Raw genomic sequence first — 25,015 nt, forward strand, 5'->3', positions numbered from 1 at the left:
CTCGAAAGCCTATCCGGCGGGCGGACGGGCTAAGGGAGCCGGGGAATGCGCACGCCCGCCGGCCCGTTCCCTGGCCCATGACCACCACGCACATGCACACCGACGCCGAGGACACGATCCACCCCACGCAGCCGGCCCCGGACGCGGGACCGCTGAGTCAGGCCGAGATCGACCGCCTCTTCGCGGACCGCCACACGACGCAGCTCTTCTCGGACGAGCCCGTCGACCTCGCGCTGATCGAGCGGGCCTACGCGGACCTCCGCTGGGCGCCGACCGCCATGAACAACCAGCCGCTGCGGCTCGACGTCGTGGACAGCCCCGAGGCCCGCGCCCGCCTGGCTCCGCTGATGATCGAGTTCAACCGGGAGAAGACGGAGCGCGCCCCGCTCACGCTGATCGCCTCCTACGACCTCGACTGGCACCGCCACATGGGCCACCTCGCCCCGTTCCGGGAGGGCTTCGAGGAGGATGCCGAGGGCAAGCCGGGCATGCGCGAGGGGATGGGCCGCACGAACGCGCTCATCCAGGTGGGCTACCTGCTCGTGGCCTTGCGCGCCCACGGGCTCGAGGTCGGCCCCATGGCCGGGTTCGACGCCGCCGCCGTGGACGCCGAGTTCCATGCGGACCGTGCCTGGAAGTCCCTCCTGGTGATCAACGTGGGCCACGCCGCCGCAGACGACGAGAAGGCGCAGCAGCCCCGCCAGGGCCGCCTCGACTTCGACCAGGCCGCCCAGGTCCTCTGACCGGGGCCGGGCCTGCGGCGGACCAGGGCGCCGGCCCGCTCAGAGCCCGGTGAACACCCACGGATCACGCGGCAGGGCGGCCGGGTCGAACGCGGGCACGGCGGCCGCCAGCGGTCCCGCGGGCAGGCCGAGGGACTCCAGCAGCCGGTCCCGCACCCGCTCGGGGGTCCACGCCGGGTCCTGCGCGGAGAGGTCCTCGAGGGTCACGGCGCCGTCCCGCTTGGCCAGCCGCCGCCCCTCCGCGTTCAGCACGAGCGGCACGTGCAGGTACTCCACCGCGGGCGTCGGCTCCCCGCGCGCGGCGCACAGCGCCTCGGCCAGCCAGCGCTGGCGCGGGGCCGAGTCGAGCAGGTCGTCGCCGCGGACCACCTGGTCCACGCCCTGCGCCAGGTCGTCCACGACGACGGCCAGGTTGTACGCGTACGCCCCGTCGTTCCGGCGCAGCACCAGGTCGTCGACCAGGCCCGTGACCTCGCCGTGCAGCACGTCCACGGCGGTGGCGCGCGGGGTCTCGCCCGCCGGCAGGCCCGCGACCTTCGCCGCATCGATCCGCAGGGCGGCGGGGCGCACCCGCCGTCGCTCGGCCCGCTCGGCCTCGGTCAGGCCGCGGCAGGTGCCCGGATAGAAGCCGGGCGGACGCAGCGGCACGGTGCCGCCGGAGGCGGGGGCACCGTCGTCGGGCCTCGGGTGCGGGGCCGACGTCGCCTCGGCGATGTCCTTGCGGGAGCAGAAGCACTCGTAGACCGCGTCCGTGCCGTGCGCGGCGCGCAGGGCGGCCACGGCGGCGTCGTACAGGGCGGTGCGCTCGGACTGGCGCACCGGCTCGGCGTCCCAGTCCAGCCCGACGGCGGCCAGGTCCGCCCGCTGGTCAGCCTCGGCCCCGGAGCGGACGCGGTCCAGGTCCTCGACCCGCAGCAGGAAGGCACGGTCCGTGGCGCGCGCCGCGAGCCACGCGACGAGCGCGGTGCGCAGGTTGCCCAGGTGCAGGCTTCCCGTGGGGGAGGGGGCGTAGCGTCCGGCGGGCATGGGATCTCCTGGGGAAAGTGAAGACCCCTCACGCACCTGCCAGAGCCCACCTACCCTTGCTACCTTCCGGTCCTGGGGGAGTTCAGCGAGATGACACCACGTGAGGGGCCGTCGAAGAGTCTAGCAGGGTGGCGGCGGGCGCGGCGATTCGGGCCGCGGGGAGGCTCGGGCCGAGCTCGCGCCTCCCGCGGAGGATTGGCGCGGCCCAGGACGATCTGGTTATGATGGAACCTGCCCTCGCGCGGTCCGCCGCATGGGGGCGCACCAAGGAGGATTCGCCTAGCGGCCTATGGCGCACGCCTGGAACGCGTGTTGGGTTAACAGCCCTCGGGGGTTCAAATCCCCCATCCTCCGCGGGCAAGCCCCGGGACCCCAGTGGTTCCGGGGCTTTTCGCATGTCCGGGGCCGCTGTCGTCGCGGGCCGCGCGCCCGGACTCCCGATCCGCCACGCTGGATGCGAGACGCGGGTCACATTTGCGCGTATCCTTCTCCCCAGTCGTCCGGGACCGCCGGCGGCCGCCGCTCGGAGCTCGCACCGCACCGGCCATCCCCACCCCGATCTGGAGACCCCATGTCCTTCGCAGATCTCATCACCGCCGTGAACGACGTCATCTGGTCCCCGGCCCTGATCTGGCTCTGCCTGATCGTCGGCCTCTACTTCACCATCCGGACCCTGTTCCTGCAGTTCGTGAACATCCCGGACATGGTGAAGCAGCTCCGCGAGGGCCAGGACTCCGCGGACGGCACCTCGTCCCTCCAGTCCCTCATGATGTCGCTCGCCGGCCGCGTCGGCATGGGCAACATCGGCGGCGTCGCCACGGCCATCGCGTTCGGCGGCCCCGGCGCCGTGTTCTGGATGTGGGTCATGGCCCTGCTCGGCGCCGCCACATCCTTCATCGAGTCCACGCTCGGCCAGATCTACAAGGAGCGCGACCCGGACACCGGCGAGTACCGCGGCGGCCCGGCGTACTACTTCGAGAAGGCCTACAAGCACACGGCCGCCGCCCCCGCCTTCAAGGCGTACGCGATCCTGTTCGCCGTCGTCACCGTCTTCGCCACCAGCTACTTCCTGCCGGGCGTGCAGGCCAACGGCGTGGCCGCGGCCGTGGGCGAGGCGTGGGCCGTGCCCGCCTGGGTCGTGGCCCTGGCCATGGTCATCCTGCTGGCCTTCATCGTCCTGGGCGGCGTGAAGCGCATCGCGACGTTCGCCGTCTACGTGGTGCCCGTGATGGCCGTGCTGTACATCATCCTCGCGCTGATCGTGCTGTTCCTGAACTTCGACCAGATCCCCGAGGTCTTCGGCTCCATCTTCGCCAGCGCGTTCGGCGTGCACGCCGTGTTCGGCGCGATCCTCGGCCTCGCCATCCAGTGGGGCGTGAAGCGCGGCGTCTACTCCAACGAGGCCGGCCAGGGCACGGGCCCGCACGCCGCCGCGGCCGCCGAGGTCTCGCACCCAGCCAAGCAGGGCTTCGTGCAGGCGTTCGCCGTGTACATCGACACGCTCTTCGTCTGCTCGGCCACCGCGTTCATCATCATCTCCACGGGCGCCTACCGGGTGTACTCGGACGGGTCCGGCTCCGGCCTGCTGTTCGAGGGCATCGTCTCGCCGACGGCCTCCGAGGGCCCGGCCTTCGTCCAGACCGGCTTCGACGCCATGTTCTCCGGCTTCGGCCCCACGTTCGTGGCCGTGGCGCTGGCGTTCTTCGCCTTCACCACGATCGTGGCGTACTACTACATGGCCGAGGTCAACATCGTGTTTCTCACGCGCAACCTGCGCAACGGCATGGTCCGCCGCGTCGCGCTGCGCTTCCTGCAGGCCCTGATCCTCGTGTCGGTGGCCTACGGCGCCGTCGCCACCACGGGTGCGGCCTGGGGCCTCGGCGACATCGGCGTGGGCTCCATGGCCTGGCTGAACATCCTCGGCATCCTGGTGCTGCAGGGCCCGGCCCTCAAGGCCCTCAAGGACTACCGCGCACAGAAGCGCCAGGGTCTCGACCCGCAGTTCGACCCGCGCCCGCTCGGCATCCGCAACGCGGACTTCTGGGAGCACCGCGCCGACGGCCTGATCACCCAGGGCGTCGCCGGCACGGCCGAGCACCCGATCGTCGCCGAGGGCGGCGCCCACCGCGCCTGACCTACCGGCGGGGCTGGGCTCTCCCCGCCCCACCACGACGACGGCCCGGACGCCGCCAGCGTCCGGGCCGTCGTCGTGCGCGGCAGGTCAGAAGAGCTGGCGCAGGTTCGCCTTCGCGAGGTCGAGCAGCTTGGTGCCCTTGCCGTCCAGGACGGTGCGCATGGCGTAGAGCGCGAAGCCCTTGGCTTGCTCGAACTCGATGCTCGGCGGGATCGTCAGCTCCTGACGCTCGGTCTTGACCACCAGCAGCGCCGGCCCGTCGTGGGCGAGGAACTCGCGCATCACCGCGGGCAGGTCCGTCGTGTGGTCCGCGCGGAAGCCCTTGATGCCGATCGCCTCCGCGATCGCCGCGAAGTCCGGGTTCTCCAGGCTCGTCCCGTAGGGGACGAACCCGGCGGCCATCATCTCGAGCTCCACGAAGTTCAGCGAGTCGTTGTCGAACACGAGCGTCTTCACGGGCAGGCCGTTCTGCACGAACGACATCAGCTCGCCGAGCATCATGGCCAGCCCGCCGTCGCCGGCCATCGCCACCACCTGGCGGGTGGGGTCGACCGCCTGGGCGCCGACCGCCTGGGTAACCGCGTTGGCCATGGAGCCGTGGGACAGGGAGCCGATGATCCGGCGGCGCCCGTTCATCGTCAGGTACCGGGAGGCCCAGACCACCGGGGAGCCGACGTCGGGCAGGAACACCACGTCGTCGTCGGCCAGCTCGTCGAGGAGGCGGGCCACATACTGCGGGTGCACGCGTCCACGGCCCGGGGTGGCCAGCTGGTCGAGGTCCTTGCGGGTCTTGGCGTAGTGCTTGAGCGCCTTGTCCAGGAACGCCGACGACGAGTTCCCGCGCAGCAGCGGCAGCAGGGCCTGGGCCGTCTCCTTCACGCCGCCCACGAGCGGCACGTCCACGGCCACCCGTCGGCCGATCTGCTCGCCGCGCACGTCCACCTGGATGACCGTGGCGTCCTCGGGGTAGAACTGCCGGTACGGCAGGGAGGAGCCGAGGATCAGCAGCGTCTCGGCCTCCTTGAGCGCGTGGTAGCCGGAGGCGAAGCCGAGCAGGCCGGTCAAGCCGACGTCATACGGGTTGTCGTACTCGATCCGGTCCTTGCCGCGCAGCGCGTGGACGATCGGGGCCTGCAGGCGCTCCGCCAGGGCCACGACCTCGTCGTGGGCGCCGGCCGCACCCGCGCCGGCCAGGATGGTGATCCGCTTGGACGAGTCCAGGGCCTCGGCGGCCTCGCGCAGCACGGAGTCGGCCGGGATGACGCGGGACGGCGTGTGACGGATCACCTCGGGCTTCGCGGAGAGCTCGGTGAGGGCCACGTCGCCCGGGATCACGAGCACGGCCACGCCCCGCTGCTCGACGGCGGCCCGCATCGCGGTGCGCAGCATACGGGGCATCTGGTCCGCCGAGGAGACGTGCTCCACGTAGACGGAGCACTCGCGGAACAGGTCCTGCGGGTGGGTCTCCTGGAAGTAGCCCGAGCCGATCTCCTCCGACGGGATGTGCGCGGCGATCGCGAGCACCGGGGTGCGGGAGCGCTGCGCGTCGAACAGGCCATTGATCAGGTGGAGGTTGCCCGGACCGCACGAGCCCACGCAGACCGCGAGCTCGTCCGTGAGCTGGGACTCGGCGGAGGCGGCGAAGGCCGCGGTCTCCTCGTGCCGGGTGTGCACCCACTGGATGCCGCCGTGGGAGCGCAGGGCCTCGGTCAGCCCGTTGAGGGAGTCCCCGGGCACGCCGTACATGCGGCGCACGCCCGAGGCGTGGAGGGTCTCGACGATGTTCTGGGCGACGGTGGCCACGGTGGAACCTCTCTCTGGTCGGGAGGCGCCCGGGCCGGTTCGGCAGGGGCGCGGCATTCCCTTCCACGCTAGGGGTCGAGGTCCAGGCCCGGGGAGGGTCGGCCGTCCGCAGAGGGGGCGTCCGGCCTGGTCAGCGCAGCAGGTCGCGCTCCACCCAGCGCAGCAGGGACTCGCCCGCCCGCTCGTGGACGTCGTCGGCGTCGCCGATGCCGCGTTCGGCGAGGATCGCCGCCGTCACCACGCCGTAGGGCTTCTCGGGGACGCCGTCGGCGGGCCGCACGTCCATGTGCTCCACGGCGAGTCCGCGCTCGTGCAGCCGGTCGGCCATGGCGTAGTCGCTGCGCGAGTCGCCCGCGGTGAGCCAGCGTTCGGGCACCGGGGTGCCCGCCTCCGCCAGCAGGTCGAAGCAGCGCTCGACGCCCAGGTCCTTGCCGGAGGAGCGGTGCTCGACGTCCACCGAGATCACCGAGGGGGCCACGCGCACCTCCTCGGCGAGTCCGCGCTCGGCGAGCAGATCCTCGACGCCCGCGGCGACGTCGTCGCGCACCCGCTCGTACTCCGTCTGGTCCGCGCCGACCGTCTTCTCGAGGGAGACCATGGCCAGCTTGGTGCGGTCGGTGAACTGCAGGTCCCCGGCGCGCTCATCGTTGAGGGCCCAGATCGCGTCACGGGTGTCCGCGTCGATGGCCATGTCCGGGTCGGTGCGGAGCCAGTCCGGGGCGGTGCCGTCCACGGTGACGTCGGGCAGGTCCCCGGAGGGCACCGCGGAGAACGGGAACCACACGGCGCCCTTCTCGCAGATCGCGTGGAAGGGAGCGTCGTCCGGGAGGCCCGCGTCGCGCAGCGGGGCGATCAGGTTGTGCAGGAGGAAGTCCGTGGAGCGGCCCGTGTTGAAGCCGACCGGCACCCCGCGCCTCGCGAGGCGGACGAGCACGTCGATGATCCCCTCCGGCACGGTCCGGGTCTCGGTGGAGGCCACGGGGGCGTCCACGTCCAGCAGGAGTCCTATCGGGGAGGAAGTGCGCATGCCCCCACCCTAGGCCGCGGTGGCCCGTGCCCGCGATGGGCCCGGCGGCTACGCTGACCCTGAGACCCGCCCCGCCCGGGGCACACCCCCGACGATCACCCCACGGGAGCACCCATGAGCACCGCCACCGACCTCGGCCCGTCCCGCAGCCCCTTCGGCCCCGACGCCGCGGCGCGCGTCCCCAGCTCGGGGACGGGGCTGTCCTCGACGGGCGGCCGGGTGGCCATGCTCGTGGTCGTGATCCTCGCGGTCGTGGCCGCGTTCCTGGGCTCCGGCGTCGTCGGCGGCCTGACCCCCGTGGCCGAGGCCGCGGGCGGCTGGCTCGGCCCGGACGCCACCTGGGTCTCCCCGGCGACCCCCGCGTTCGGCATCTGGTCCGTGATCTACGCGGGGCTGCTGGCGTACGCCGTGTGGCAGTTCCTCGCCTCGGCCCAGTCCGCCCGTCACGACCGCCTGCGACCGTGGATCCTGGTCTCGGTGCTGCTCAACGCCGCGTGGATCTGGACGGTGCAGGCCGGGCTGCTGGGGCTGAGCGTCGTGGTGATCGCGCTGCTGCTGACGTGCCTGGCGTGGATCCTGGTGCTCCTCGAATCCGTCCGCGCGCACAGCTGGGGGGAGCGGATCCTCCTGGACGGGGTGCAGGGCCTGCATCTGGGCTGGGTCTCGATCGCCGCCGTGGCGAACCTGGCCGCGTGGCTGGCCTCGACCGGCGTCGTCGGCGATCCGGGGCAGTCGTCCCTCTGGGCGAAGGTGATGCTCGTGGTGGCCGTGCTGATCGGCGCGTTCACGGCCGTGTACAACGGCGGCCGCCCGGCTCCGGCGTTCGCGCTCGCGTGGGGTCTGGTGTGGATCGGCGTCGGCCGCGCGGACGGCACGGGGCTGCTCTCGGGCAGCCTCGCCCTCCTGGCGTGGGGCGGCGCGGCGATCGTCCTGCTGTGCTGGCTGGCCGCGCTGCTGCTCTCCCGCCGGTCCGCGACGGGCGAGGCCCGCGACCTCGTCCTCGACGCACTCGACGGCGGCGGCGACCCCATCGACGGCCGTCGCTGACCCCCGTCGTCATTGACGGAACGGGGACCGATGCTGTCGTGACGTGCGGCAACACCTGTGCCTCCCACATGCGATGATGTGGTGATCCGAAGGCCCCGCCTCACGGCGGGGCCTTCGTCATGTCCCCGTCCCTTCCCCTCCAGGATCCTCGTGCCCCTTGCCCGTCTGCGCGCGGCGCTCCCCGCGGCCGCACTGTCCCTGCTCCTGCTCACCGGCTGCACCGCCACCGACGACGGCGTCACCCCGGCGAGCGATGCCGACACCTCCGCGTCGGTCAGCACGATGCCGACGACGCCCACCCCCTCCGTCGACGCGGCTGCGACGAGCCGTGCCGCTGCGTCGTCGCTGGCCGCCTCCTCCGCCGCGCAGAGCTCGCGCGCCGCAGCGTCGTCCTCGAGCGGGGCCGCCGAGTCGCGTGCCGCTGAGGGCTCCCGCAGTGCCGAGCCGGCGGCGCCCGCCGCCCCGGCCGACGTCGAGGGAGACGTGGTCACGGTCGAGTCGATCTCGGACGGCGACACGCTCCGCGTGACCCTCGGCGAGGTGTCCACGCGGGTGCGCCTGCTCAACATCGACACCCCCGAGACCCACCACCCCTCGAAGCCGGTCGAGTGCATGGGACCGGAGGCGACGGCGGCGCTGAAGTCGATGATCAGCCCCGGCGACACGGTGGTGCTGCGGTACGATCGCCGGCTCTACGACCGCTACGACCGCCTCCTCGCCGGCGTGTACGCCGACGGCGTCCTGCTCAACGCCGAGATGGCCCGCCTGGGCTACGGCGAGCCGGCGGTCTTCGACGGCAACGACCGTTTCCTGCCCGAGGTCGAGGCGGCGTGGGAGGAGGCCCGGGCGAACGGCGTCGGCAGGTTCTCCGGGGAGTGCGGCACCGCGGCCGAGCCCATCCCGGAGGCGGCCCCGGCCCCCGCCCCGGAGGCGGCCCCCGCGGCCGGCGACGCGGGGCCGGTGAGCGGAGCCGACTCCGTGTGCCCGGACTCCCACCCGGTCAAGGCCAACGACAACTCGGGCATCTACCACATGCCCGGTCAGCAGCACTACGGCAAGACCAACGCGCGCCACTGCTACGCCTCCGCCTCCGCGGCGCAGGCGGGCGGCTACCGCGCGGCCCGGCGCTGAGGGCCCCGCGCACGACGACGGCCGCCCACCTCGCCAGGTGAGCGGCCGTCGTTGTCGGTGCGGAACGTGCGCTCGGCGCCGCGCCGGGCGCGGTCAGCGGCCCTCGTGGACCGCCCGCAGTTCGTAGCCGCGCTCCTCCACGGCCGTCTGCTTCTCGGCGCGCTTCTCCACCCCGGCCACGTCCTTCGGGGGCAGCTGCACCCGAGCCTCGGCGGGCAGGCCGGCCTCGAGCTGGCGGGCACGCTCCACCTCGGCGTCGACCTCCAGGCCGAGCAGCAGCACGATGTTGAAGATCCACAGGGCGAACAGCAGCGCCATGACCGTGCCGATCGCACCGTACGCCGAGTAGCCGGCGAACTGCGTGAAGTACACGGACAGGGCCACCGCGGCCAGCACCATGCCCACCAGCGCCACGATGTTGCCGGGGCCGAAGAGGTGGAAGCGCGGCTTCTGGACGTTCGGGGTGGTGTAGTACAGGGTCGCGATCAGCACCAGCAGGATCACGACGACGACAGGCCACTTCGCCCACGCCCACACCGGCAGGAACGTGTCCGAGAGGAAGTTCACCACGCCGGTCATGCCGAGCGGCCCGGCGATCGGCTGGAGGAAGCCGTCCACGAGCGAGCGGTTCAGCGCCAGCGAGAGCAGCACGACCACGATGCCCACGATCAGGATGAGCGTGGTGAGCAGGTTGGTCAGCGTCAGCTTCACCAGGCCGCGGCCCTCCTCGTAGCCGTACACCGTGTTGGCCGAGCGGTTGAACGCCTTCACGTACGCGGAGGCGGACCACAGGGCGGTCGCGATGCCGATGATGAGGGCGATGATCCCGCCGCCTGAGCCGGCCGAGTCGCTCATGGTGGTCACCAGGTTCGTGACGAGCGGCTGGTAGTCGCTCGGGACCAGGCCGGTCAGCTCCCCCAGCAGATCGTCGATGGCCCCGCGGTTGGAGGCGAGCACGAGGGACAGGATGGAGAACACGGCCAGCAGGGAAGGAGCCAGCGAGAGCACCAGGTAGTAGGTGAGCTTCGCGGCCAGGTCGGTGCCGCCGTCGTTGCCGAACTCCTTGAGCGCGCGTGTGAGCGCGTACTTCCAGCCGGCGCCGTCGAGCTTCACGCCCTTGAGCCTCTCGGCACGCTGGTCGGGATCGATCTTCGCGGCCTCCAGGGTCGCGTCCACAGGATGAATGGCCACGTCGGTCCTCTCGCGCTCGGGGGCAGGGTGCGGGTCGGGCCCCACGGTAGCGGACGGGTGCCCCGTCCGTCCCGACCGGAGCGGCGCTGGGCCGCGGACCCGGGCGATCAGCACTCGATGACGTTCACGGCCAGGCCGCCGCGCGAGGTCTCCTTGTACTTGGACTTCATGTCCGCGCCGGTGTCGCGCATGGTCGTGATGGCCTGGTCCAGGGTCACCCGGTGCGAGCCGTCCCCCAGCAGCGCCAGCCGGGCCGCGTTGATGGCCTTCACCGACGCGATCGCGTTGCGTTCGATGCACGGCACCTGGACGAGGCCGCCCACGGGGTCGCACGTCAGCCCGAGGTTGTGCTCGATCCCGATCTCGGCCGCGTTCTCCACCTGGTCCACGGTGCCGCCGAGCACGGCGCACAGGGCGCCCGCCGCCATGGAGCAGGCCGAGCCGACCTCGCCCTGGCAGCCGACCTCGGCGCCGGAGATGGAGGCGTTGCGCTTGTACAGGATGCCGATCGCCGCCGCGGTGAGCAGGAACTCGACCACCTTGTCGTCCCGCTCCTGCTGCGTGGCGCCCTCGGGGAGCACGAAGCGCATGTAGTAGAGCATGACGGCCGGGATGATGCCCGCGGCGCCGTTCGTGGGCGCGGTGACGATGCGCCCGCCCGAGGCGTTCTCCTCGTTCACCGCGAGCGCGAAGAGGTTGACCCACTCCATGGCCCACATGGGGTCGGTGCGGTCGGTGGTCTGGAGCAGGTGCTCCCGCAGCGCGGGGGCCCGACGGCGGACCTGCAGTCCGCCGGGCAGGATCGGCTCGGTGCGGGTCACGCCGTTGTGGACGCATTCCTCCATGACGGCCCAGATGGCCAGCAGCTGGGTGCGCAGCTCGTCGAGGTCGTGGCGGGTGGCCTCGTTGGCGAGCATGAGCTCCGCGATGCTCAGGCCGGCCTCGCGGCAGCGGGCGGCGAGCTCGGCGCCCGTGGAGAAGGGGTACGGTTCGCCGGTGTCGCCGTCGTCGGTGCGGTTGACGTCCTTGGTGGCGTCCAGCTCGGCCTCGAGCTCGTCCGAGGTGACCACGAAGCCGCCGCCCACCGAGTAGTAGTCGCGGGTGTGGAGCTGTTCGCCGGCGTCGTCGTAGGCGGTCAGGCGCATGCCGTTCGGATGCCCGGGCAGGGACTCGCGCATGTGCAGCGTCAGGTCCGCCTGCCGGTCGAAGGCGATCTCGTGGCGCCCGTCCAGGGGCAGCCGACCGCCCGTGACGATCTCCGCCACGAGCCCGGTGCAGGCGTCCGGGTCGATGGTCTCGGGGTCCTGGCCGGCCAGGCCGAGCAGCACCGCGGTGTCCGAGCCGTGGCCCACTCCGGTGGCCGCCAGCGAGCCGAACAGCTCGGCGTGCACGCGGGCCGTGCGCTCGAGGACGCCGTGCTGGCCCATGCTGTCCGTGAAGCGGCGGGCGGCGCGCATGGGTCCCACGGTGTGGGACGAGGACGGGCCGATGCCGATCGAGAACAGGTCGAGGACGCTGAGCGCCATGCAGTGCTCCTAGGGTGCGAGCGGGACGCGCGGTGGCCGGGGGTGGGGGCCGGACGCGCGGAGCCGGGTGATCCGGTGCAGACCAGACTAGGGGCACGGGGCCCGGCAGGCCATGGGGTCGCGGCTCGTGGTCCGCGCTGCTCTCCGGCCCGTCGCCCACCGCACGGACCGGAGACGGGAGCGCTCAGAGGATGTTGTCCTTGGACTCCTCCACCTGCGCGGCCGCACGGAACGCCGTCAGGTCACGCAGATACTCGTCCGCGTGGGGGAACACGGGCCCCTGCCCGGCCACGAGCATGACCCCCTCGAGGGGCTCGAACCGGGAGCGGCCCGCGTGGACGTCCTCGCCGGCGTCGACCAGGGTGCGCAGCTGCCACCACGTGGGGGCCATCAGGTTGACCTTACCGACCCGGAAGCGGCGCAGCAGCTCGGCGGGGGACGCCCAGCCGTGGCTGGCCGCCTCGGAGGACATCCGCTCGGGGGACTGGCCCTGCGGCAGGTGGACGGCGAAGAAGAACGTGTCGTAGCGGCGCGGGCCCCCGTGCGGGGTGATCCACCGGGACCACGGCACGAGCGCGCCGGCGTCGGGGCGCAGCCCCTCGCGGTCGAGCAGCTCCCCGAAGTCCACCTCGTGGCGCTCGACGGCGTCGCGCAGCTCGTCGGGGAACGCGGCCACCCGGGCCGGGTCCACGGGGGTGCCGGTGACGGCGTCCCGGGCCAGGAGCACTCCGGTCTCCTCGAACGTCTCGCGGACGGCGGCGGCCAGCACGCGGCCGGCGCCCTCGGCGGGGTCGAGCTCCGTGAGGGTGCCGTGGGCGTCCACGGGTTCGCGCGGCAGCCCCAGGCGCCGGCCCCAGTCGGCCAGATCCGTGCCCTCCCACAATCGGTCCGACAGGTCGTCCGCGGGGTCCACGCGGCCGCCGGGGAAGGCCGTGGCGTGGGCGCTGAAGGCCATGGTCCCGGCGCGGCGGACGGTGAACACCGAGATCTCGCCGCCGGCCCCGGGCCGGACCAGCACGAGGGAGGAGGCGGGCACCGCCGGGACCCGGGGCCGGTCCTCGGCGGCCGGCGGCTCGGCGGGCGGGGCGGCGGGGCTCACGGTGCCTCCTCGGTTCGGGCGATCATGGTCCGGACGCACGGGCCGACGACGGCGGCCCCGGCCGCTCCCGCGCGGGGGTCATGCGGCCCGGATGTGCGCGGACCCGTAGTCTGTAGCGTAAGTCACCGTGCTCGGGGCGGAGGCCCCGGGGCGAGACCGTGAGCCGAGGAGGAGAGGCCGTGAAGATCCTGGTGCTGGCCAAGCAGGTGCCGGACACGTGGCAGGAGCGTGAGCTGAGCCTGGAGACCGGCTGGGTGGTGCGCGACGGCGCGGCCGAGCCCGTGCCGGACGAGATCAGCGAGCGGGTCATGGAAGTCGCCCTGGGCTGGCGGGACGCCGGCGCGGACATCGAGGTCGTGGCCCTGACGGTGGGCCCCGAGGACTCCTCGAAGACCCTACGCAAGATGCTGGCCATGGGCGCGGACTCCGCCGTGCAGATCACCGACGACGCACTCGTCGGCTCGGACGCCGTGCAGACGGCTCGCGTGATCGCCGCGGCCGTCGAGAAGGAGGGCGCCGACCTCGTGCTCGCCGGCACGGTGTCCACGGACGGCGGCACCGGCGTGGTGCCGGCCATGGTCGCCGAGCTCCTGGAGCGGCCCTACCTGCCGCACGCCGAGGCCCCCGAGCTGGCCGACGGCGAGCTGATCGGCACCGTGGCGACCTCGGACGCGGACGTGCGCGCCGCCGTCGCCCTGCCCGCCGTGGCGAGCCTGACGGAGAAGACCGCCGAGCCGCGGTTCCCGAACTTCAAGAACATCATGGCGGCCAAGAAGAAGCCGCTCACCGTGCTGTCCCTGGCCGACCTCGGCATCGCCGCGGGCCCGGCCGAGGCCGCCTACCGCTCCGTGATGGTCTCGGCGGACACGCGTCCCGAGCGCGCCGCGGGCGAGAAGATCACCGACGACGGCACCGCCGCCGAGCGGCTGGTGGAGTTCCTCGCGGGTCGGGGGCTCGTGTGAGCGCGAACGTGGAGGAGACCGAGATGACGACGCAGACCGACGCCGCGAACAGCGGCCAGACCGTGCTGGTGCACGCCGAGATCGGCGCGGACGGCGCGCTCCGCCCGGTCGTGGCCGAGCTGCTCGGCGCGGCCGCCTCCGTGGGCGTGCCCGAGGCCGTCCTCGTGACCGATGCGGAGGGCAGGGACGCCGCCGTCGCCCGGCTGGGGGAGTACGGCGCCACGCGCGTCCACGTCCTCGTGGCCGACGACGCCGCCACCACCCTCGGCGACGCCGCCGTGCAGGCCCTCGCCGCCGCGGCCGCCCGCACCGCGCCCGTGGCCGTGCTGCTCTCCGGCAGTCCTGAGTCCCGCGCGGTGGCCGGCCGCCTGTCCGTCCGCGCCCGCGGCCCCGTCTGCGCGGATGCCGTGGGGCTGCGCTGGGCCGACGACGAGGTCATCGCCCGCCACTCCGTGTTCGGAGGCGACTACCTCAGCGAGTCCACCGGCGAGGGCGGCCCCCGGATCATCACCATGCGCCCCGGCGCCGTCGCGGACCGGGCCCCGGCCGTCGAGGCGCCCGAGGTCGTGGAGCTGGCCGCCGCCGAGCTGGGCCCGGTGACCGCCGGCGCCCGGGTGCTCGAGGTGAACGCCCGCACGCAGAACTCCGCCCGTCCGCCGTTGCGCGGCGCCAAGACCGTCGTCGCCGGCGGACGCGGCGTGGGCTCCGAGGAGGGCTTCGCGATCGTCGAGCAGCTCGCCGACGAGCTCGGCGCCGCCGTGGGCGCCTCGCGTGCCGCCGTCGACTCCGGCTACACCGCGGCCGAGCGCCAGGTGGGCCAGACCGGCGTGATCGTGTCCCCGAACCTGTACATCGCCCTCGGCATCTCCGGCGCCATCCAGCACCTGGCCGGCATGAAGACCGCCAAGACCATCGTGGCGATCGACAAGAACGAGGACGCCGAGATCTTCGAGCACGCCGACTTCGGCGTGGTCGGGGACATCTTCCAGGTGGTCCCGCAGGTCATCGAGCAGCTGCGCACCCGCCGCGGCTGAACCGGTGCGGGCGCGGTCCGCTGCGGACCGCGCCCCTCGGACGAGGAGAAGCATGCCCAAGCAGCGAATGGCCGGCTACGTCCCCCTGAAGGGCGCCCCGGCCGAGACCGAGCCCGCCCCCGCCCCGGCGCAGGACACCACGACGGCGGCCCCCGCCCCGGTGGTCGCGCCCGCCGCCCCGGTGGCGCCGACCGCGTCGGCGTCGGCCCTGACGCCCCTGTCCGCGCGACGCCGCATGGCCGGGTACGTCCCGTTCGCCCGCGAGGCCGAGTGGCTCGGCGGTGCCCCCACTCCGGCCGCGGGATCGACCCCGGCCGCCGCCCCCGAGCCGATCGCCGCCTCGGCGTCCCCGACGCGGGCCCCCGCACCCGCGGAGACCGAGCCCGTCGTGCCGGACGTGGCGGCCGCCGTCGCCGCCGCCGCGACCGGTGCGCCCGCCGCGCCCGTGGAGTCCGACCTCGTGCCGCTCGCGGAGCGGCGACGCATGGCCGGGTACGTGCCGTTCGCCCGGGAGGGGGAGTGGTTCACCGAGCTGGCCGCCGTGGGCGCCCCCACCGCGCCGGAGACGGTGGCGCAGGAGGTCGTCGCACCGGAGCCGGCCACCGCCGAGTCCGCGGCCGAGCCCGCCGCCGCGGCGCCGGCCCGGCCGGTCGTCGCCGAGCCGGCCGATGCGGCACCGGCCGTCGCCGCCCCCGTGGCCGCGGCGCCGACCGCGGAGCCGGCCCCCACCGCGCCGGACACCCGTTCGGCCCCGCCGGCCTCCGCCGCGCAGCCGCCCCGGGCCGCCCCCGGTGCCGCCCCCGGCACGCCCGCTCGGGCCGCGGAGACGGACGCCGCCGAGTCCGCCGCCCCGTCCCGTCTGCGCAAGGCGCTGCCGGCGGTGGCCGGCGTCGTGGTGCTGGCGCTGCTCGCGGTGCTGGCCGGACGCTGGCTGCGGAGCCTGGACCCGGTGGCGGACTTCATCGCGACCTACGACGGGCACCCGGTCCTGCCCGAGGGCACCCCCGAGGGGATGCCCTGGTGGATGGGCTGGCAGCACTTCCTGAACATGTTCCTGATGGTGCTGATCATCCGGACGGGCCTGCAGATCCGCCACGAGACACGGCCTCCGGCCAACTTCACGCCGACGAAGGACGGCCTGTTCTCCGCGCGGGGCAACACCCCGAAGAAGTTCTCGCTCACCATCTGGATGCACCAGGCCCTCGACGCGCTGTGGTTGCTCAACGGCGCGATCTTCGTGGTGCTGCTGATCGTCACCGGCCACTGGGCGCGGATCGTGCCCACGGACCCGCACGTGTTCCAGCACGCCCTGTCCGCCGGCATCCAATACCTGTCCCTGGACTGGCCCACGGAGAACGGCTGGGTGCACTACAACGCGCTGCAGATGCTCTCCTACGCGCTGGTGGTGTTCGTGGCCGCCCCGCTCGCCGCCCTCACGGGCTGGCGCATGTCCTCGTGGTTCCCCACGGAGGCCAAGGGACTGAACAAGGCGTTCCCCATGGAGGTGGCCCGCAAGGTGCACTTCCCGGTGATGGTCTTCTTCGTGGCGTTCATCGTGGTGCACGTGTTCCTCGTGGCCTTCACGGGCCTGCTGACGAACCTGAACCACATGTACACCTCGCGCGGCGGCGCCACCGACGCGTGGGGCCTCGTGGTGTTCCTCGTGAGCGTGGCGGTCACCGCCGCCGCCTGGTTCTTCCTGAAGCCCGCCTTCACGGCCCCCGTGGCCTCCCGCTTCGGCACCGTGGGCCGCTGAGCCGGCCCCACGACGGCGACGCCTCCTCCTCCCCGGACTTTCGAACGTGATGTCGGGGGAATGAGCGCTTTTGAACGTGGGATAGGGCCTCTCTCACGTTCGAAAGCGCTCGGGCGCTCGGGCGTGCGGGGCGTCAGCTCCGGGCAGCTCGGAAGGTGACCTGCACCTGGACCATCGGCTTGTCGGCCACGGGGACGCCGTCGGCGCCGACCGGCACGAGGTCCACGTCCACGAGGCGCAGGGACCGGCCCGCGTGCCGCACCCGCGTGAGGGCGACCATCTCGCCGTGGCCCGGGCGCACGAACACCACGCGCACGGCCTGGACGTCGTAGCGCTCGCGGTCCGGCATGGCCGCCTGCGCGGCGGTGACCGCCCGCAGCGTCATGGCCCCGCCGTGGACCGCGCCCGACGGGTTGGCCAGCTCCGGCTTCGGGGCGAAGCGGGCGCCCGCGCTCGCCGCGGCAGCGACGGCGGGGCGCACGTCCGGATCGGCCGTCGGCAGCGACTCGGGGCGGGCGGCCAGCAGCCCCGGCATGGGCACGCGGGTCTCGGCCCTGCGGGGCAGCCGCCCGGCCGCGACGAACGCGGCCATCCGCTCCGGCGCTCCGGCCGGCACCGACTGGAACCAGCCGGTCGCCTCGACCACGCGACGCCCGTCCGCGTCCTCGAGCCACGCGCGGGCCACGCCGCCGGCGGCATCCCAGGCCAGCGGGCGGGTCCAGCACTCCAGCAGCGGGCCGTCCTCGTCCCCGGCCGCGACCGCCGCGTCGAAGGCGGGCAGCGGGCCGAGCACGTTGACCTGCAGCTCGGTGGTGACCACGGTCTCGATGTCTCGGGCCGCGTGGTGCACGGCCACCGCGGTGGCGTTGTCCATGATCACGGTGGCCGCCGCGCCGGTGGGCCGGCCGTCCAGGTCGAGGCACCACGGGCCGACCTCGAACGCGGCCGGGTTGAGGGCGCCGTTCCGCTCGGTCATCAGCGCATGGCGGCGGATGCCGAACAGCTGTTCCGTGCGGCCGGAGGGGTGGGAGCGGGGGCCGGTGGGCGAGTCCGCGGTGGGGCTGGTGGTGGTCTGCACGGGGAGCACGCTAGCCCACGGCCCGGCGGCGACACGGCTGATCATTGGATGTCCTATTATCGTGGTGACGACAGTCACACCCTGTCGCCGCCCGCGGTGTCACCCCCGCACCACCCCGTCGTGGACCGCCCGCGCGGCCGGCCCGAGCCCCAGGAGGACGAACCCATGTTCCCCATCACCGACGACCAGAAGGCCCTGGTCGACGCCGTCCGCGACTTCGCCGAGCAGCGCGTCGCCCCGCACGCCCTCGACTGGGACGCCGAGAAGCACTTCCCGGTGGACGTCCTCGCCGAGGCGGGCGAGCTCGGCCTGGGCGGCATCTACGTGGGGGAGGAGCACGGCGGCACCGGCCTGGAGCGCACGGACGCGATCCTGATCTTCGAGGAGCTCGCCAAGGCGGACCCGGCCTTCGCCGCCTACATCTCCATCCACAACATGGTCGCCTGGATGATCGACTCCTTCGGCAGCGACGAGCAGCGCGCCCGCTGGATCCCCGACCTCGCGGGCATGGCGCACCTGGCCAGCTACTGCCTCACCGAGCCCGGCGCCGGCTCGGACGCGGCCGCGCTGAAGACTCGCGCCGTCCGCGACGGCGACCACTACGTCCTCAACGGCGTCAAGCAGTTCATCTCCGGCGCCGGCGCGTCCGACTGCTACGTGGTGATGTGCCGCACCGCGGACACGGGCGCCCGGGGGATCTCCGCCGTCGTGGTCCACAAGGACACCCCCGGCCTGTCCTTCGGCCCCAACGAGAAGAAGATGGGCTGGCACACCCAGCCCACGCGCCAGGTGATCTTCGAGGACGTCCGCGTGCCCGTGGCCGACCGCCTCGGCGAGGAGGGCGACGGCTTCCGCATCGCCATGAAGGGCCTCAACGGCGGCCGCCTGAACATCGGCGCCTGCTCGATCGGCGGCGGCCTGGCCGCCCTGGACAAGGCCACCCGCTACCTCAAGGAGCGCAGCGCGTTCGGCGAGCCGCTCACCACCAAGCAGGCCCTCGTCTTCGAGCTCGCGGACATGTCCGTGAAGCTGGAGACCGCCCACACGATGCTCATGCGCGCCGCGGACGCCCTGGACCGCAACGACCCGGACACCGTGCGCCTGTGCGCCATGGCCAAGCTCGTGGCCACCGAACACGGCTACGAGGCCGCCGACACCGCCCTGCAGCTGCACGGCGGCTACGGCTACCTGCACGAGTACGGCGTGGAGAAGCTCGTCCGGGACCTGCGCGTGCACCGGATCCTCGAGGGCTCCAACGAGATCATGCGCATGATCGTGGGTCGCGGCCTGATCGCCTGACGTCCGGGGCCCCACCCGGTCGCCCCACCCAGCACGGCGCCCCGCGGTCCCCACACGGGACCACGGGGCGCGGTCCGTCGGGGCGGGCTCAGCCGAGCTGCAGCGGGTCCACCCCGGACACGGGCTCGAAGTGCCCGGCCACGTCCTCGGTCGAGACGTCCTCGAGCCGGGCCGGGCTCCACGTCGGATCCTTGTCCTTGTCCACGAGCAGCGCGCGGATGCCCTCGGCCATGTCCGGCTCGCGCATCAGGTGGGTGGCGATCGTGAACTCCTGGCGCAGTGCGTCGGCCACGGTCAGGTCCGCTCCGCGCGCGGCCAGCCGGCGCTGGGCCTCGTGGGCCACGGCGACGGCGGTCGGGGACTTGGTGCGGATGGCCTCGGCGGCCTGCCCCGCGGCCTCGGCGTGCTCCCCGCCCGCGGCGGCGCGCTCGTCCAGGGCGGCGAGGACCTCGGCGGCCGTCTCCCGGTCGTAGACGTCCTCGATCCACTCCCGGCCGGCCACCAGCGCGGAGGCGGGCTGTGCGTCCTCGGCCACCGCGAACCGGGCCAGCACCTCGTCGGCGGCGGCGAAGGCGGCCTCGTCGCGCGCGCCCGCGTCCGCGGCCGAGCCGAGGGCGCCGAACGCCGCGGCGAGGGCCTGCTCGAGCTCGTCCAGCCGGGCGGACTCCACGAAGACGTCCGCCAGGCCCAGGGCCACCGCGTCGGACCCGGAGGCATGCGCCGAGGTCGCGGCCAGGTGCCGGCCCGCCTGGAAGGGTGCGCGGGCGAGGTGGAAGGAGCCGCCGACGTCGGGGGTGAACCCGATCGCCGTCTCGGGCATGCCGGCGCGGGTCCGCTCGGTGGCCACGCGGTGCGAGCCGTGCACGGACACGCCCATGCCGCCGCCCAGGACGACGCCGTCCATGAAGGCCACGTACGGCTTGGGGTAGGTGGCGATGCGCTCGTTCATCGCGTACTCGTCGCGGAAGAACTCCTCGGCCTCCGCGAACCGCCCGGCCAGGAGCGAGGAGCGCAGGGAGACGACGTCGCCGCCGGCGCACAGTCCCTTCTCCCCGGCGCCGCGGATCAGCACGCCGCGCACGGCGGGGTCCGCGGCCCAGTCGGTCAGGGCCGCGTCGATCGCCCGGACCATGTCCTGCGTCAGCGCGTTCAGGGCGCGCGGACGGTTCAGCGTGATGCGGCCGAGGCCGTCGCGGACCTCGAGGAGCACCTCGTCCGCCGCGCCGTCCTGCCCGGCCGCGGGGGCCGTCGTCGCGGTGGTCTGCGCGTCGCTCATCGGTGCTGCCACCCCGCCTCGCGCTTCGCCGCGAACGCGTCCATGCCCTCCTTCTGGTCCGCCGTGGCGAACGCGGCGTGGAACACGCGGCGCTCGAAGGCGATGCCCTGGGCGAGCGTGGTCTCGAACGCGGCGTTGACGGCCTCCTTGGCCATCCAGGAGGCCGGCTTGGACTTGGACGCGATGGTCGCGGCCACCTCCAGCGCCTCCTCGAGGGCATTCTCGTCGGCCACCACGCGGGAGACGAGTCCGATGCGCTCGGCCTCCTCCGCCCCGATCATGCGGCCGGTGAGGATCATGTCCATGGCCTTCGCCTTGCCCACGGCGCGGGTCAGGCGCTGGGAGCCGCCCATGCCGGGGATGACGCCGAGGTTGATCTCGGGCTGGCCGAACTTCGCGCCCTCGCCGGCCACGAGCACATCGGCCATCATGGCCAGCTCGCAGCCGCCCCCGAGGGCGTAGCCGGTCACGCACGCCACGATGGGGGTGCGGGCACGGGTGAGCCCGTCCCAGCCGGCGAACCAGTCGGCCGCGTACATCTCGGAGAACTCCTTGGTGGCCATCTCCTTGATGTCCGCGCCAGCGGCGAACGCCTTGGGGGAGCCGGAGAGCAGGATCGCCCCGATCTCCAGGTCGGTGTCCAGCTCCTGCACCGCCGCGACGACGGCACGCATCGTCGCCTCGTTCAGCGCGTTCAGGGCCTTCGGCCGGTTCAGGCGGATGTGGCCGACCCGGCCCTGCCGCTCGACGATGATCGGCGACTCGGCGCCGTCCGGGGTGGTCTGCTCGCTCATGCCTCGCTCCTGTCCGTGTGTGATGCTCGGATGTCCTCGATGATGCCGGAAAAGTCGCGGGCGGCGCCTTCTCCGGCGGCGTACTCGGCGTATTTGGCCTGCGCGAGGCGGCCCAGGTCGGCCGCCACGCCCTGCTCGTCCAGGGCCGCGAGCGCGAGCCCGAGGTCCTTGGCCATCAGGGCGCCGGCGAAGCCGGGCTGGAAGTCCCGGTTCGCGGGGGAGCCGGGGACGGGGCCGGGCACCGGGCAGTTGGTGGTCAGGGACCAGCACTGCCCGGAGGCCTTGCTCATCACGTCATACAGGGCCTGGTGCTGCAGGCCCAGGCGCTCGCCCAGGACGAAGGCCTCGGCGACGGCGATCTGCGTGACCCCCAGCACCATGTTGTTGCAGATCTTCGCGGCCTGGCCCAGGCCGGCGGCCCCGCAGTGCACGATCCGCGCGCCCATGACCTCGAGCAGCGGCAGCACCTCGGCGTACACCTCGTCCGAGGCGCCCACCATGAAGGCGAGGGTGCCGGCCTCGGCGCCCACCTGGCCGCCCGAGACCGGCGCGTCGGCCGCCCGCATGCCCGCCGCCTCCGCCGCCGCGGCCGCCTCGCGGGCCTCGGCGACATCGATGGTCGAGCAGTCCAGGAACACGGTGCCGGGCCGGGCGGCGGCGAGCAGGCCGCCGTCGCCGTCCTCACCCCGGTAGACCTCCAGCACCAGGCGTCCGTGGGGGAGCATGGTCAGCACGACGTCGGCCTCCGCGGCCGCCGCGGCCGTGTCCGTGACGGTCTCGACGCCGGCCGCACGGGCCTTCTCGAGGGCCTCGGGGACGAGGTCGAAGCCGAGCACGCGGTGGCCCGCGGCGGCGAGGTTGGCGGCCATGGGGCCGCCCATGTGGCCGAGGCCGAGGAACAGAACGGTGGTCATGGGGTCCTCCTGGTCGGGACGGGCTGCGGGGCGGTCACGAGCCGGCCGGCATCACGAAGCTGGCGCCCTCGCGCACGCCGGAGGGCCAGCGCGTGGTGACGGTCTTCGTCTTGGTGTAGAACTTCAGCCCGTCCGTGCCGTGCTGGTTCAGGTCGCCGAAGCCGGAGGCCTTCCAGCCGCCGAAGGTGTAGTAGGCGATCGGCACGGGGATCGGCACGTTCACGCCGACCATGCCGGTGTCCACGCGGGTGGAGAAGTCGCGGGCGGCGTCGCCGTCGCGGGTGAAGATGGCCACGCCGTTGCCGAACTCGTGCTCGTTCACGAGCGTGAGCGCCTCCTCGTAGTCCTTCGCGCGGACCACGGAGAGCACCGGGCCGAAGATCTCCGCGCGGTAGATGCTCATCTCCGGGGTGACGCGGTCGAACAGGGTGGCGCCCACGTAGAAGCCGTCCTCGTGGCCCTCGACGACGACGCCCCGGCCGTCCTCGACCAGGTCGGCGCCCGCCTCGACGCCGGCCGCGATGTAGCCCTCGATGCGCTCCTTCGCGTCCTTCGAGACGACGGGGCCGAAGTCCGAGGACGCCTCGAGCGACGGGCCGACCCTGAGGTCCTTCACGCGCTCGCGGAGCAGCGCGATCAGGCGGTCGGCGGTCTCCTCGCCGACCGGGACGGCCACGGAGATCGCCATGCAGCGCTCGCCGGCGGAGCCGAAGGCGGCGCCGACCAGGGCGTCGGCGGCCATCTCGAGGTCCGCGTCCGGCATGACCACGGCGTGGTTCTTGGCGCCGCCGAAGCACTGAGCGCGCTTGCCCATGCGGCCGGCGTGCGCGTAGATGGACTGCGCGATCGGGGTGGAGCCGACGAAGCCGACGGCCTTGACGCGTGGGTCCTCGATGAGCGCGTCCACGGCCGCCTTGTCGCCGTGCACCACGTTGAGGGCGCCGGCGGGCATGCCGGCCTCGAGGGCCAGCTCGGCCAGGCGCACCGGCACGGAGGGGTCGCGCTCGGAGGGCTTGAGGACGAACGCGTTGCCCGCCGCCAGGGCGATGCCGGCCTTCCACAGCGGGATCATCGCCGGGAAGTTGAAGGGCGTGATGCCCACGGCCACGCCGAGCGGCTGGCGGATGGAGTGCACGTCGATGCCGGTGCCCGCGTCGGCGGTGAACTCACCCTTGAGCAGGTGCGGGGCGCCCGCGGCGAACTCCACGACCTCGATGCCGCGCTGGATGTCGCCCTTGGCGTCCGGGAAGGTCTTGCCGTGCTCCTGGGCGAGCACGGTGGCCAGCTCGTCCATGTTCTCGTTGATCAGGTCGACCCAGCGCAGCAGGATGCGGCCGCGGCGCTGCGGATTCAGCGCCGACCACGCGGCGAAGCCCTCCTCGGCGGAGGCCAGGGCGGCGTCGATCTCCTCGGCGGAGGCCAGCGGCACGCGGCCCGCCACGCTGCCCGTGGCCGGGTGGTGGACGTCGCTGTGCCGGCCGGAGGCGCCCTCGCGCCGCTCGCCGTGCACGAAGTGGGGGATCACGGGGGCGGTCTCGGTGGGCGCGGTCTTCTCGGACATGGTAGCTCCTCGCGGGTCCAGGCGGAAGGGCGGACATCGTTCGGCGCCGCCCACGGCGGGCGTGGCAGGCCCGGCCGTGCGTGTGATCTGGGTTACTCATCCGCTAATCTAGGATGAGAACGTAGGACATGCAACTATCGAACTCGGGGGGTATCCCGAGGAGGAAGGGAGGGTCCGTCCATGGACCTGTCGAACCAGAGCGCGATCGTCACCGGCGGGGCCTCGGGCCTCGGCCACGCCACCGCCCGCCGCCTGGCCGACGCGGGCGCCGCCGTCGTGGTGGTGGACCTGCCGGACCGCGAGCGCGAGACCGTCCGCGCGGACGCCGTGGCCGCCCTCGGCCCCCGCGCGCGCTTCGTGACGGGCGACGTCACCGACGAGGGCACCGCCCGGGAGGCTGTGGCCGCCGCGCTGGAGGCCGGGCCGCTGCGGGTGCTGGTCAACTGCGCCGGCGTGGCGACGCCGGGCAAGCTCGTGGGTCGCGACGGGCCGCTGTCCGCCGAGGTGCTCAGTCGGGTCCTGGCGATCAACACGGTCGGCACCGTGTCGATGATGGCCCAGGCCGCCGCCGCGATGAAGGCGCAGGAGCCGCTCGGCGAGGACCGCGGCGTCATCGTGAACACCGCCTCCGTGGCGGCCTACGACGGGCAGATCGGCCAGATCGCGTACTCCGCCTCCAAGGGCGCCGTGGTCGCGCTGACCCTGCCCGCGGCCCGCGAGCTCGCCTCCTCGCAGATCCGCGTGGTCACGATCGCCCCCGGTCTGATGGAGACGCCCATGATGGCCGGCCTGCCCGAGGCCGCCCGCGAGGCGCTGTCCACCAAGACCCCGCATCCGGCCCGCCTCGGCCGACCCGAGGACTACGCGCTGCTCGTCGAGCAGATCGTGTCCAACCCGTTCCTGAACGGCGAGGTCATCCGGCTCGACGGCGCCGTGCGCCTCGAGCCCCGCTGAGCCGGACGGTCCGGAGGCCGGGGAGCGCGTCAGGAGGAGGTGTGCTCCGCCGTCGCGGGTGCACCGGCGTCGGGGCCGTCGGCCTCGAAGTCACCGGCCTCGGCGCGGAACCGGCCGAGGACGTCGATGAGGGTGTCCACGTCCGCCGGATCGAAGCCGGAGCGGCCGAAGACCTCGGCGTTGAGCGTCTCCGTGGCGGCGACGGCGACGCGCCGGCCCTCGTCCGTGAGGGCGAGCACGAGCGCGCGGCGGTCCGACTCGTGGGGGGTGCGCTCCACCAGCCCGGCGGCCTCGAGCCGGTCCACCGCATTGGTCACCGAGGTGGGGTGGACCTGCAGGAGCGCGGACGCCTTGGACATCCGCATCCGCTTCTCGCGCGAGAAGTTCAGCAGCGCCAGCAGCTCGTACCGCGCGAAGGTGAGCCCGTAGGGCTTGAGCGCGGCCTGCGCCCGACCCAGCAGGATCTGCTGGGCCCGCATGATCGAGGTGATGGCGGCCATCGGGCGGGCGACGTCACCCCATCCGTGACGCTCCCAGTTCCGGGCGGCCTCCCGGATGGGGTCCTGGGCGAGGGGTGGCTTCTTCATGGCGCTCCAGACTAGCGGCGCACCGGGGGTCCCCCGCCACCGCCGGACACGGACGGGGCGGTGGCGGGGAACG

Annotated in this window: 21 protein-coding genes, 1 tRNA gene and 1 other RNA gene; 10 read left to right on the top strand and 13 right to left on the bottom strand. The window is 73.6% G+C overall.

Going from position 1 to position 25,015, the window contains the following annotated elements; all coding sequences use genetic code 11:
• Positions 1-77 precede the first annotated feature (77 nt).
• Positions 78-743, top strand: coding sequence for a malonic semialdehyde reductase (locus AUV08_RS11160; RefSeq protein ID WP_049146682.1), 666 nt, complete (start codon positions 78-80; stop codon positions 741-743).
• Between the two features lie 39 nt (positions 744-782).
• On the opposite strand, the gene gluQRS is transcribed toward AUV08_RS11160, so the two are convergent.
• Together gluQRS and ffs are read right to left on the bottom strand one after the other, a co-directional pair.
• Positions 783-1,769, bottom strand: coding sequence for a tRNA glutamyl-Q(34) synthetase GluQRS (gene gluQRS, locus AUV08_RS11165; RefSeq protein ID WP_061867553.1), 987 nt, complete (start codon positions 1,767-1,769; stop codon positions 783-785).
• A 16-nt stretch (positions 1,770-1,785) separates the two neighbouring features.
• An RNA gene (gene ffs / locus AUV08_RS11170) (signal recognition particle sRNA small type) lies at positions 1,786-1,882 on the bottom strand.
• Positions 1,883-2,037: 155 nt separating this feature from the next.
• On the opposite strand from ffs, the gene AUV08_RS11175 reads away from it, so the two are divergent.
• Together AUV08_RS11175 and AUV08_RS11180 are read left to right on the top strand one after the other, a co-directional pair.
• Positions 2,038-2,123 (top strand) — tRNA-Ser (locus tag AUV08_RS11175).
• A gap of 217 nt (positions 2,124-2,340) precedes the next feature.
• Complete coding sequence (locus AUV08_RS11180; RefSeq protein ID WP_061867552.1) at positions 2,341-3,903, top strand: sodium:alanine symporter family protein; 1,563 nt, start codon at positions 2,341-2,343, stop codon at positions 3,901-3,903.
• Positions 3,904-3,990: 87 nt separating this feature from the next.
• On the opposite strand, the gene poxB is transcribed toward AUV08_RS11180, so the two are convergent.
• Together poxB and AUV08_RS11190 are read right to left on the bottom strand one after the other, a co-directional pair.
• Positions 3,991-5,706, bottom strand: a complete 1,716-nt coding sequence (poxB, locus tag AUV08_RS11185) for a ubiquinone-dependent pyruvate dehydrogenase (protein ID WP_049146688.1) — start codon at positions 5,704-5,706, stop codon at positions 3,991-3,993.
• A gap of 130 nt (positions 5,707-5,836) precedes the next feature.
• Positions 5,837-6,733, bottom strand: a complete 897-nt coding sequence (locus AUV08_RS11190; RefSeq protein ID WP_049146689.1) for a haloacid dehalogenase — start codon at positions 6,731-6,733, stop codon at positions 5,837-5,839.
• Positions 6,734-6,847: 114 nt separating this feature from the next.
• Here AUV08_RS11190 and AUV08_RS11195 point away from each other — a divergent pair, with 114 nt between their 5' ends.
• The gene (locus tag AUV08_RS11195; RefSeq protein WP_041102773.1) at positions 6,848-7,780 is read left to right on the top strand and encodes a TspO/MBR family protein; all 933 of its coding nucleotides are present in this window, start codon (positions 6,848-6,850) and stop codon (positions 7,778-7,780) included.
• A 150-nt stretch (positions 7,781-7,930) separates the two neighbouring features.
• Positions 7,931-8,911, top strand: coding sequence for a thermonuclease family protein (locus AUV08_RS11200; RefSeq protein ID WP_061867551.1), 981 nt, complete (start codon positions 7,931-7,933; stop codon positions 8,909-8,911).
• A 93-nt stretch (positions 8,912-9,004) separates the two neighbouring features.
• Here the strand turns inward: AUV08_RS11200 and AUV08_RS11205 are convergent, their stop codons facing one another.
• From AUV08_RS11205 to AUV08_RS11215, 3 genes are all read right to left on the bottom strand, one after another.
• A complete protein-coding gene (locus AUV08_RS11205) occupies positions 9,005-10,102 on the bottom strand; it encodes a YihY/virulence factor BrkB family protein (RefSeq protein WP_227717929.1) in 1,098 nt (365 codons plus the stop codon).
• Positions 10,103-10,209: 107 nt separating this feature from the next.
• Positions 10,210-11,628 (bottom strand): L-serine ammonia-lyase, encoded by a 1,419-nt coding sequence (locus AUV08_RS11210; RefSeq protein WP_061867550.1) that lies wholly within the window; start codon positions 11,626-11,628, stop codon positions 10,210-10,212.
• Between the two features lie 184 nt (positions 11,629-11,812).
• Positions 11,813-12,727 (bottom strand): NUDIX hydrolase, encoded by a 915-nt coding sequence (locus AUV08_RS11215; RefSeq protein ID WP_061867549.1) that lies wholly within the window; start codon positions 12,725-12,727, stop codon positions 11,813-11,815.
• 179 nt (positions 12,728-12,906) lie between these two features.
• On the opposite strand from AUV08_RS11215, the gene AUV08_RS11220 reads away from it, so the two are divergent.
• Genes AUV08_RS11220 through AUV08_RS11230 form a run of 3 tightly spaced genes read left to right on the top strand, consistent with a single transcriptional unit; the run spans position 12,907 to position 16,479 of the window.
• On the top strand, positions 12,907-13,689 hold the full coding sequence (locus AUV08_RS11220; protein ID WP_061867548.1) for an electron transfer flavoprotein subunit beta/FixA family protein: 783 nt from the start codon (positions 12,907-12,909) through the stop codon (positions 13,687-13,689).
• On the top strand, positions 13,686-14,723 hold the full coding sequence (locus tag AUV08_RS11225) for an electron transfer flavoprotein subunit alpha/FixB family protein (RefSeq protein WP_061873250.1): 1,038 nt from the start codon (positions 13,686-13,688) through the stop codon (positions 14,721-14,723). The genes AUV08_RS11220 and AUV08_RS11225 overlap by 4 nt, the downstream gene beginning before the upstream one ends.
• A 52-nt stretch (positions 14,724-14,775) precedes the next feature.
• Positions 14,776-16,479 carry a cytochrome b/b6 domain-containing protein gene (locus tag AUV08_RS11230; RefSeq protein ID WP_231862098.1) on the top strand — a complete coding sequence of 568 codons (1,704 nt, stop codon included), beginning with the start codon at positions 14,776-14,778 and terminating at the stop codon, positions 16,477-16,479.
• Between the two features lie 133 nt (positions 16,480-16,612).
• Here AUV08_RS11230 and AUV08_RS11235 read toward each other — a convergent pair whose 3' ends face one another.
• Positions 16,613-17,557: a PaaI family thioesterase gene (locus tag AUV08_RS11235; protein ID WP_061873266.1), complete on the bottom strand. Its 945-nt coding sequence runs from the start codon at positions 17,555-17,557 to the stop codon at positions 16,613-16,615.
• 165 nt (positions 17,558-17,722) lie between these two features.
• Between AUV08_RS11235 and AUV08_RS11240 the strand changes: the two genes are divergently transcribed.
• The gene (locus tag AUV08_RS11240; protein WP_061873251.1) at positions 17,723-18,856 is read left to right on the top strand and encodes an acyl-CoA dehydrogenase family protein; all 1,134 of its coding nucleotides are present in this window, start codon (positions 17,723-17,725) and stop codon (positions 18,854-18,856) included.
• 88 nt (positions 18,857-18,944) lie between these two features.
• Here AUV08_RS11240 and AUV08_RS11245 read toward each other — a convergent pair whose 3' ends face one another.
• The 4 genes from AUV08_RS11245 to AUV08_RS11260 are packed head-to-tail and all read right to left on the bottom strand — an operon-like array spanning position 18,945 to position 23,401.
• Complete coding sequence (locus tag AUV08_RS11245) at positions 18,945-20,132, bottom strand: enoyl-CoA hydratase/isomerase family protein (protein WP_061867544.1); 1,188 nt, start codon at positions 20,130-20,132, stop codon at positions 18,945-18,947.
• Entirely contained in the window at positions 20,129-20,926 is a 798-nt protein-coding gene (locus AUV08_RS11250; RefSeq protein ID WP_061867543.1) for an enoyl-CoA hydratase, read from the bottom strand. The genes AUV08_RS11245 and AUV08_RS11250 overlap by 4 nt, the downstream gene beginning before the upstream one ends.
• Positions 20,923-21,840, bottom strand: a complete 918-nt coding sequence (gene mmsB / locus AUV08_RS11255) for a 3-hydroxyisobutyrate dehydrogenase (protein ID WP_061867542.1) — start codon at positions 21,838-21,840, stop codon at positions 20,923-20,925. Before mmsB ends, AUV08_RS11250 begins: the two co-directional genes overlap by 4 nt.
• 34 nt (positions 21,841-21,874) lie before the next feature.
• Positions 21,875-23,401 carry a CoA-acylating methylmalonate-semialdehyde dehydrogenase gene (locus tag AUV08_RS11260; RefSeq protein ID WP_061867541.1) on the bottom strand — a complete coding sequence of 509 codons (1,527 nt, stop codon included), beginning with the start codon at positions 23,399-23,401 and terminating at the stop codon, positions 21,875-21,877.
• Between the two features lie 180 nt (positions 23,402-23,581).
• Between AUV08_RS11260 and AUV08_RS11265 the strand changes: the two genes are divergently transcribed.
• A complete protein-coding gene (locus AUV08_RS11265; RefSeq protein WP_061867540.1) occupies positions 23,582-24,355 on the top strand; it encodes an SDR family NAD(P)-dependent oxidoreductase in 774 nt (257 codons plus the stop codon).
• A gap of 29 nt (positions 24,356-24,384) precedes the next feature.
• Here AUV08_RS11265 and AUV08_RS11270 read toward each other — a convergent pair whose 3' ends face one another.
• Positions 24,385-24,942, bottom strand: coding sequence for a MarR family winged helix-turn-helix transcriptional regulator (locus AUV08_RS11270; RefSeq protein WP_044658711.1), 558 nt, complete (start codon positions 24,940-24,942; stop codon positions 24,385-24,387).
• Positions 24,943-25,015 lie beyond the last annotated feature (73 nt).

The sequence above is a fragment of the Micrococcus sp. CH7 genome, from assembly GCF_001595485.1.
Lineage (GTDB): Bacteria > Actinomycetota > Actinomycetes > Actinomycetales > Micrococcaceae > Micrococcus > Micrococcus luteus.

Bases quoted from the DNA above. Each gene is read 5' to 3' on its own strand.
- AUV08_RS11160 (WP_049146682.1), top strand. From the start codon at position 78: ATGACCACCACGCACATGCACACCGACGCCGAGGACACGATCCACCCC.
- gluQRS (WP_061867553.1), bottom strand. From the start codon at position 1,769: ATGCCCGCCGGACGCTACGCCCCCTCCCCCACGGGAAGCCTGCACCTG.
- AUV08_RS11180 (WP_061867552.1), top strand. From the start codon at position 2,341: ATGTCCTTCGCAGATCTCATCACCGCCGTGAACGACGTCATCTGGTCC.
- AUV08_RS11190 (WP_049146689.1), bottom strand. From the start codon at position 6,733: ATGCGCACTTCCTCCCCGATAGGACTCCTGCTGGACGTGGACGCCCCC.
- AUV08_RS11195 (WP_041102773.1), top strand. From the start codon at position 6,848: ATGAGCACCGCCACCGACCTCGGCCCGTCCCGCAGCCCCTTCGGCCCC.
- AUV08_RS11210 (WP_061867550.1), bottom strand. From the start codon at position 11,628: ATGGCGCTCAGCGTCCTCGACCTGTTCTCGATCGGCATCGGCCCGTCC.
- AUV08_RS11230 (WP_231862098.1), top strand. From the start codon at position 14,776: ATGCCCAAGCAGCGAATGGCCGGCTACGTCCCCCTGAAGGGCGCCCCG.
- AUV08_RS11240 (WP_061873251.1), top strand. From the start codon at position 17,723: ATGTTCCCCATCACCGACGACCAGAAGGCCCTGGTCGACGCCGTCCGC.
- AUV08_RS11245 (WP_061867544.1), bottom strand. From the start codon at position 20,132: ATGAGCGACGCGCAGACCACCGCGACGACGGCCCCCGCGGCCGGGCAG.
- AUV08_RS11250 (WP_061867543.1), bottom strand. From the start codon at position 20,926: ATGAGCGAGCAGACCACCCCGGACGGCGCCGAGTCGCCGATCATCGTC.
- mmsB (WP_061867542.1), bottom strand. From the start codon at position 21,840: ATGACCACCGTTCTGTTCCTCGGCCTCGGCCACATGGGCGGCCCCATG.
- AUV08_RS11260 (WP_061867541.1), bottom strand. From the start codon at position 23,401: ATGTCCGAGAAGACCGCGCCCACCGAGACCGCCCCCGTGATCCCCCAC.
- AUV08_RS11265 (WP_061867540.1), top strand. From the start codon at position 23,582: ATGGACCTGTCGAACCAGAGCGCGATCGTCACCGGCGGGGCCTCGGGC.
- AUV08_RS11270 (WP_044658711.1), bottom strand. From the start codon at position 24,942: ATGAAGAAGCCACCCCTCGCCCAGGACCCCATCCGGGAGGCCGCCCGG.